This window comes from Mesorhizobium sp. M7A.F.Ca.CA.002.15.2.1, assembly GCF_003998715.1.
Taxonomy (GTDB): domain Bacteria; phylum Pseudomonadota; class Alphaproteobacteria; order Rhizobiales; family Rhizobiaceae; genus Mesorhizobium; species Mesorhizobium ciceri.
On the sequence record NZ_RZPI01000511.1, the window covers coordinates 1 to 4,192 of the forward strand.

The 4,192-nt window shown below is 63.7% G+C and carries 5 protein-coding genes; 2 read left to right on the forward strand and 3 right to left on the reverse strand.

Annotated features, from left to right (window positions below; all coding sequences use genetic code 11):
- Positions 1-415, forward strand: a 415-nt coding sequence (locus ENZ74_RS23880; protein ID WP_348630603.1) for an endonuclease/exonuclease/phosphatase family protein, incomplete at its 5' end; no start/stop codon positions are given.
- Positions 412-1,257: an EamA family transporter gene (locus tag ENZ74_RS23885; RefSeq protein ID WP_013529691.1), complete on the forward strand. Its 846-nt coding sequence runs from the start codon at positions 412-414 to the stop codon at positions 1,255-1,257. The genes ENZ74_RS23880 and ENZ74_RS23885, both read left to right, overlap by 4 nt.
- A gap of 8 nt (positions 1,258-1,265) precedes the next feature.
- On the opposite strand, the gene ENZ74_RS23890 is transcribed toward ENZ74_RS23885, so the two are convergent.
- The 3 genes from ENZ74_RS23890 to ENZ74_RS23900 all read right to left on the reverse strand — a co-directional run.
- Positions 1,266-2,483, reverse strand: coding sequence for an MFS transporter (locus ENZ74_RS23890; protein ID WP_024502755.1), 1,218 nt, complete (start codon positions 2,481-2,483; stop codon positions 1,266-1,268).
- A 163-nt stretch (positions 2,484-2,646) separates the two neighbouring features.
- On the reverse strand, positions 2,647-2,955 hold the full coding sequence (locus tag ENZ74_RS23895) for a Dabb family protein (RefSeq protein WP_063168958.1): 309 nt from the start codon (positions 2,953-2,955) through the stop codon (positions 2,647-2,649).
- Between the two features lie 17 nt (positions 2,956-2,972).
- Positions 2,973-4,192 (reverse strand): GMC oxidoreductase (locus ENZ74_RS23900; RefSeq protein WP_127313029.1); only part of this gene is annotated, 1,220 nt, incomplete at its 5' end.

A 4,192-nucleotide genomic window follows, 5' to 3' on the forward strand; every position in this document is an offset into this window, starting at 1 on the left:
GTCCGACGGCGGGCCGTGGAGCGGCGTCGACGACGAGCCCACGCGCAACTGGACCAGCGGCGAAGCGGAGCCGGAAAACCCGCTGGCGGCGATCTGGATGGGCGATTTCAACATGGAGCCGGGCAGCGCCGAATATCGCCGCATCGTCGGCAGCACGCCCTACCATCGGGGTGCCGCCTATCTCAGCGGTTTCGTCGATGCCGCCGCCGTTGCCGGGGAGCCAGTTCCGGACTTCCACACCCATGTGAAGACCATCGACGGCAGATTGGCAAAGCGCCGGCTCGACCATTGCTTCGTCGGCGGCATGTTCGCCGGGCGGGTGCGTTCGATCTGTGCCGATATCGACGAGGTTGCGTCGGATCATTTTCCGTTGCGGGTCGACATCGACCTGGAAACGCCCGGCATTGCCACATGACGCTTTTCGTCTTTTTCGCAGTGCTTGCCGCCGCCGCCATGCACGCGATCTGGAACGCGCTGGTCAAGGTCCATCTCGACCGCTTCCTGTCGATCACGCTGATGACGCTCGGCATGGGCGCGGCGGCACTCGTGGTGCTGCCCTTCGTCGAAGTGCCGAAGGCGGAGGTGTGGCCCTACATCATCGCCTCCGTCATTTTCCACATGGGCTACCGCACCTTCCTGATCGGCGCCTACAAGGCCGGCGATTTCGCCCAGACTTATCCGCTGGCGCGGGGCACCGCACCTCTGCTCTCGGCCTTTGGCGGCATGTTCGTCGTTGCCGAGATTCCCGGCCCGTTCGCCATGCTCGGCATCTTCCTGTTGTCGGCCGGCACGCTGGTGATGTCGTTTCGTGGCGGCGCACATCTGGAAAAACTCAATCTGCGCGCGGTTGGCTTCGCACTGGGCACTTCCATCTTCATTGCCAGTTACACGCTGTCCGACGGCAGCGGCGCACGGCTGGCGGCAACCGCGCAGAGCTATGCAGCCTGGCTGTTCATCTGCGATGCTTTTGGCGCCTTGGTGCTGTGCCTCATCTTCCGCGGGCCGAAGGCGCTGCCGGTGTTGGCGCGCGACTGGAAGGCAGGGCTGTTCACGGGCGTGCTCAGCGGCGCCGCCTACTGGATCGTCATGTGGGCGATGACCAAGGCGCCGATCGCCTCCGTGGCCTCGCTGCGCGAAACCTCGATCCTGTTTGCCATGATGATCTCGGTCTTCGCTCTCGGCGAAAAAATGACCGGCTGGCGCGGTGCCGCCGCGCTCAGCATCGTCGCCGGTGTCGTTGCGCTCAGGCTCGGCTGATTTCGACCCTAATTGAGTACGGTCATCAACTGGCCACGTCGTTCCGGACTGAAACGGATGACGACGATGATGCAGATGGCGACCACGCCTGCGAACAGCGCCAGGGCATAGCCATAGCTGCCTCCGGCGCTTTCCGCGATTCCTGCCTGATAGGGGCCGCCATAGGACGCGGCGAGATTGCCCGCCTGATAGATAAAGCCGGGCAAGGTCGCCCGCACCGCCCCGGGCGAAAGCTCGTTGAGGTGCACGGGGATGACGCCCCAGGCGCCCTGGACCGCGACCTGCATGACGAAGGCGCCGATGGCGAGCATGAACGGCGTGGTCGAGTAGGCCCATAGCGGGATCGACGGCAAGGCGATCAGGCAGGCCAGCGTGATGGCGTTGACGCGGCCGATCTTTTCGGACAGCGCGCCGAATGCCAGGCCGCCGACGATGGCGCCGATATTGGCGACGATGGTGATCCAGCTCACCGTATGCGGATCGAAGCCGTGCTGCTTCTTCAGGAAGGTCGGGTAGAGGTCCTGCGTGCCATGACTGAAGAAATTGAAGAACATCATCAGCACGACGGCATAGAGCGCGACACCCCAGTGTTTCTGCAGGGTTTCCCACATGCCCGGTCGAGCCGTCTTCTGCGCTTCGACGAAGGCCGGCGATTCCGGCACATGCGAGCGGATGAAGAGCACAATCAGCGCCGGCACGAAGCTGAGCAGGAACATGGCGCGCCAGCCGATCGTGTAGCCGCCGATCGTCTGCTGATAGAGCAGGCCATAGACCACCGCCGCCAGCAGATAGCCGGCCGGATAGCCGCATTGCAGGATGCCGGAGACCATGCCGCGTGCGCTCGGCGGAATGGATTCCATGGCCAGCGAACTGCCAAGCCCCCATTCGCCGCCCATGGCGATGCCGAACAGCGCGCGCAGGGCGAGGAAGATGCCGAGATTGGGTGAGAAGGCGGCCAGCGCGCCGATCACCGAATAGCTCACGATGTTGAGCATGAGGATCGGCTTGCGCCCGTACTTGTCGGCAAGCATGCCGAAGAAGAACGCGCCGATGAAGCGTGTGGCCAAGGTCAGGAACAGCGCCTTGGAGACCGCGGGCACGTCGGCGTGGAATTCGGTCGCGATATCGGTGAGCAGGAATGTCAGAAGGAAGAAATCGAAAGCATCGAGCGTCCAGCCCAGGAACGAGGCGAGGACGGTCTTCTTCTGCTGCGAATTAAGGGGCAAATCTTCCTCCTCCACCATCATCGATGTGAGGAATTATCAGCCAGTTCAGGGAAGACCGGTGGTCACTTTTTCGCGCGGCTCATTTGATCGAACGCCCCTGAGGTGCGATGAGGAGCGACCGGTGCCATCTGTCGATGAACTCGATCGTGGCTTGATGGTGAGTCTAGATTTCGAGATCAAACACCATCAGCCCGTCCGTGCCGCCTTCCAGGGCAGCGACCAGGCGTGCGCCGGCGCGCTGGTGCGCTTCATGCGCAAGATAGGCATCGCGCGCGGCAGCATCGCGGAAGTCGATGGTGAAGCCATGGGTGAAGCCGCGTGCGAACGGCTCGGGGCTGACATTGGCGCTGAATTTTACGGCGTCCATGCCGTCGATCAGCTGTCGCAGCGCCTCGAGATCGGCATGGACCGCCGTGCGCTCGGTAGCGGCGACATCATTGCGAAATCTAGCGAAAACACAGTGCCTGATCATGTCTTGCTCCTCAGCGGCTAAGCAGCCCGGTTTCCGGAAAACACCGCCGGCGGCAGCGGCTCGCGGCCGAGGACCAGATCGGCTCCTTTTTCACCGACCATCATTGTCGGCGCATTGGTGTTGGATGAAGGCACGCGCGGCATCACCGAGGCGTCGCAAACGCGCAGGCCCTCGATGCCGCGCAACCGCAGATCCGGTGTCACCACGGCCATGTCGTCATGGCCCATGCGGCAGGTGCCAACCGGGTGATGGTCGGTTTTGGAGGTGCGGCAGGCATAGTCGAACAGCTCGTCGTCGCTGGCGAGCGACGGCCCGGGCAGCACTTCGCGCAGCACGTAAGGGGCAAGCGCCTTCTGTCGCATGATCTGGCGCGCCAGTCGCAGCCCCTTGATCGACATGGCGCGGTCATAGGGATCGGACCAGTAGTTCGGATCGATCAGCGGGTGGTCGGACGGGTCGGCACTCTTCAGCCGCACCGTGCCGCGTGAGCGCGGCCGCAGGAAGGCCGAGTTCAGGGTGACACCTGGATTGTTCAGCTTCTCGACGCCGGCCTCGATGCCGGATCCCAAGCCGAGATGGAACTGAATGTCGGGCGAGGCGGCGGTCGGGTCGGCGTACCAGAAGCCGCCGGTCTCGAACAGGCTGGAGGCCACCGGGCCTTTCTTCAGCAGCAGATATTGCAGACCGGCCCAGGCCGTGCGGTGCAGCTTGGCGTAGTTGTCATAGGTGTGATCGCCGGTGCATTCGGCGATGACGAACAAATCGAGATGGTCCTGCATGTTGGAGCCGACGCCGGGCAGGTCATGCACCGGCGTGACGCCGACTGACTTCAGATGGTCTGCGGGGCCGATCCCCGACTGCATCAGGAGCTTCGGCGAGCCGATGGCGCCGGACGAGACGATCACCTCGCGCTCGGCGCGCAGGATTTTCTTGTCGCCGCCCGGCCTGTCGACCACCTCGACGCCGATAGCGCGACCGTTCTCGACGACGATGCGCGTCACCAGCACATCGGTTCGGAGGGTCAGGTTCTTGCGGCTGCGGATCGGCTTCAAATAAGCGACCGAGGCGGAGGAGCGTCGGGCATCCTTCTGGGTCAACTGGTAGTAGCCGACGCCTTCCTGGGCAGCGCCGTTGAAGTCCGGGTTGAAGGGGATGCCCATCTCCTGGCCGGCACGGAAATAGGCCTCGCAGATAGGCAGCGGCGAAATCGGGTTGGACACGCCGAGCGGGCCCTGGT

What these genes read in the sequence shown, in the direction of transcription:
- ENZ74_RS23885 (WP_013529691.1), top strand. Translation starts at nt 412, where the DNA reads ATGACGCTTTTCGTCTTTTTCGCAGTGCTTGCCGCCGCCGCCATGCAC.
- ENZ74_RS23895 (WP_063168958.1), bottom strand. Translation starts at nt 2,955, where the DNA reads ATGATCAGGCACTGTGTTTTCGCTAGATTTCGCAATGATGTCGCCGCT.